This window comes from Candidatus Culexarchaeum yellowstonense, assembly GCF_024707025.1.
Classification (GTDB): Archaea; Thermoproteota; Methanomethylicia; order Culexarchaeales; family Culexarchaeaceae; genus Culexarchaeum.
This window is the reverse complement of sequence record NZ_JANGFQ010000125.1, coordinates 1-3,345: the sequence shown is the minus strand read 5'-3', so window position 1 is coordinate 3,345 and position 3,345 is coordinate 1. Positions and strand designations below refer to the sequence as shown.

3 protein-coding genes are annotated in these 3,345 nt (G+C 35.6%); all 3 read left to right on the top strand.

All coding sequences use genetic code 11. The features are described from left to right. Nucleotides 1-131 precede the first annotated feature (131 nt). Complete coding sequence (locus MRT15_RS09430) at nt 132-1,466, top strand: hypothetical protein (RefSeq protein WP_304329838.1); 1,335 nt, start codon at nt 132-134, stop codon at nt 1,464-1,466. A gap of 1 nt (nt 1,467) precedes the next feature. Beyond that, nucleotides 1,468-2,901 carry a BREX system Lon protease-like protein BrxL gene (gene brxL / locus MRT15_RS09425; protein WP_304329837.1) on the top strand — a complete coding sequence of 478 codons (1,434 nt, stop codon included), beginning with the start codon at nt 1,468-1,470 and terminating at the stop codon, nt 2,899-2,901. Nucleotides 2,902-3,053: 152 nt separating this feature from the next. Beyond that, a partial coding sequence (locus MRT15_RS09420) for a hypothetical protein (RefSeq protein ID WP_304329836.1) occupies nt 3,054-3,345 on the top strand: 292 nt, incomplete at its 3' end.

The following is a 3,345-nucleotide window of genomic DNA, read 5'->3' as shown; positions in this document are numbered from 1 at the left end:
GGTTGGGTCAAGCTTCTCCATGAGCTTTTAGGCTCAGGATGTTGACCGACCTTGACCCCCACCAGGGCTAGGTAGTAGTACTACTACCTAGCCCTTAAATCTTATATAAGGCTTATGAAGGAATTAAAAAAGTGATTGGTAATAGTCCTTGGTATAAAGCATATGAAGGCGTCAATACAGCATTAAACCAAGTTTACTGGGTCGAGATAATTTCTGAGCTTCCAGGTGGTCTATTAATTACAAATCCGCCGTTATCTGGACAGAAGAAAACTGTGAAAATTGTGAAACAAGTTGTAGAAAAAGAACTGATCTATCCATTAGTAAAGGGAAGAGATGTTAAGAAGTGGTATATTGCTGGAGACTATGGATGGATAATTGTCCCGCACGATCCTAAAACTGGAAATCCTATTCAAGAGAATAAGATGAAAATCAATTTTCCTAAAACTTATAGCTATCTCAACAATTTTAGGAAAGAGCTAGAAAATAGATCTATTCACAAACTTTGGGGTAAAGGAAACCCATTCTATTCCGTCTATGATATTGGCAATTATACCTTCTATCCATACAAAGTTGTTTGGAAAAGAATTGCTGGAGCTATTACGGGTAAAGCTGTAAGCTTTGCCTCAGCCGTTTTAGAACCTGCTGAAACAGAATTTCTTGGAAGCAGGCCAGTAATTCTTAATGACTCTCTAATCCTTATTCCTTTTGAAAATGGTGAAGAAGCATATTATGCTACGGGAGTTTTAAACTCATCAATAGCTTTGTTAGCAATTGCATCCTACACTTATGAACTTAGGCAAGAAACACATATTACACAATATATTAGAATTCCAAAGTTCGACCCTAAAAATCCTCTTCATCAAAAACTTTCTCGGTTCTCACGCAAGGCTCATGAAATAGCGAAGAAGGTCTACGAAGAGGATAGAGAAGATTTGAAAGAAAATTTGAGTAAGACAGAGGAAGAAATTGATAAGATTGTTGCTCAACTTTATGGAATTACTGATGAGGAACTTGAGGAGATTAGAAAATGCTTAACAATATTAAAAGAAGGAGAGATCTCTGAAGAGGAAGAGAGTGAAGAAGAGATCACTTTACCTAGCGAAGAAGGTGTGAAGGTATCAGTTGAACCTTTACTAGTTAATGAGAATGAGTCGAAAGAGCTTAATATTAAAGTTTCTAATAATTTAAGCCTCCCCTTAGATGATGGAAGGATAAGAATAATATTAGGGGATAAAGTCTTAACTGATCAAAAAATTGGGAACATTGAGAAGAGTGAGGATAAAACATTAGGGTTTGTTTTACCAAAATTAAAAGCTGGTCAATATAACCTAGAAATCATCCTTACTTTTAAGGTAAATAAGGAGGAGAGAAGCATTAAAGAGGAGAGAACACTTTTTGTAAAATCGGTAAGTAAAAAGTCCGAAAAAGCAGGTATTAAAGGTCTAGATGAACTCTTAGGTGATTAATATGGTTAAGCAGGATGAGTTGAATGCAAAATTGAAGTATTACTTCCCTGATTTTGTTGTTAACAAGGGGCTCTCGAATAGAGAGGACATTAGAAGAGTCCCCAAATTTGTCTCAGAACATCTTCTCACTAGAATCTCGGAGGAAAGTGATCCAGTAGTTTTTGGTGAAAGATTGATGAAGGTGATTGAGCTCGTAAACACACTTTACCCAGAGCCGAAGGATAAGGATAGAATCTTAGATAGGATAATTATAAAGAAATTACCTTGCAAAATAATAGATGAAATTAAGGTAGAGGTTGATGAAAAGCATGAAATAAGAAAGGCTATAATCCCCACCTTAAACCTTACAAACGTTATGATCTCTGATAAGATTGTTGAAGAGAACGAGCAACTTCTTTCAACTGGAATATGGGGGTTAGCAAGCCTAAAATACTCTGATCCAATTATGGATGACGATGGAAATCCAATAACTCTTCCAGTATTTATTGAGGAATTTCAACCATTCCATATTACAAATATAGATTTAGAAGAATTCATTGAGAAGAGAGAACACTTTACGTTAGATGAGTGGATTGATGTTCTTATAAATACTATAGGCTTAAACCCAGAAGTTTATACTCACAGACAAAAGCTGATTCTAATAAGCAGGTTTATTCCTCTAGTTGAGAACAATATAAACTTAATGGAGTTTGGTCCTAGAGCAACAGGTAAGACGCACTTTTATCGGAACATTTCCTTTTATACTAGGATTATTTCTGGTGGGCATGTCACACCTGCACAACTATTCTATAATATTGCTAGACGAACTATAGGTGAGATAGGCATGAAAGACTGCATAGTTTTTGATGAAGTTAGCAAGGTAACTTTCCCACGCCCAGAGGAGATGATGGGTAAGTTAAAGGATTATATGGTTGATGGGCATTTTGAACGAGGACCAAAGAAAGCGACATCACTCTGCTCTTTAGTGTTTATGGGTAACATTGAAGTATCAGGTTATGTCCCCATTGAAGATGTGAACTACGTATTACCAGATTGTATGAGGAATGATACTGCATTCATTGATAGAATTCATGGAATAATTCCAGGATGGGAATTACCAAAAATAAAGAAAAGTGAAGTGCACCTCTCTAAGAACTATGGATTCTCAGTTGATTATTTTTCTGAGATCCTGCATGAATTAAGGAAGCTAGATTTTACACCACTTATCCGCTCCATGATAGAACTAGATAAAGTTACAATAAGGGATGAAATTGGAATTTATAGAATTGCATCAGGTCTAGCTAAAATTCTTTTCCCAAACAAGGAATTTAACAAAGAAGAATTAGCCCTTATAATGAATTTTGCGGTTGAGCTTAGACAAAAGGTGGCGGACCTACTATACAAGATGGCGCCTGGAGAATTCGAAAAGAAGAAAATAGCATGGAAATACCGCTAAATACTGATCATGCATAAAAGCTTTAAGCAATGTACCTGAATCATGATGTGGTAATTTAAAGTATGAGCATCAATTACTATACACTACTGTGATATAAAAATAAATATTAGAATTAATGAATTTAAAATATGTTAAGTGTAAGATTTCTTAAATTGGATGTGAAGTTTCCATATCCTGATGCACAAGGTTTAAGGTTAACCTTTGTTCTTGAGTTTATGAATCATTTCCCAAATGATATAAAAATATGGGATATGGAAGGGATTGTTTACGCTTCAAGCGCTTTATCCCCTAAGCGGTATTACTTGGGTCGTGCTAGGCCTGACCGTGATGCACTAAGCATACCTCCTAATGTACCTATTAGTGATTATATTTCATTAGATATCACGTATGATCAGCTTGAAATGCTTGAAAAAATTAGAGATGGGAGTAAATTGCGCTTTGAAC

Bases quoted from the DNA above. Each gene is read 5' to 3' on its own strand.
- brxL (WP_304329837.1), top strand. From the start codon at position 1,468: ATGGTTAAGCAGGATGAGTTGAATGCAAAATTGAAGTATTACTTCCCT.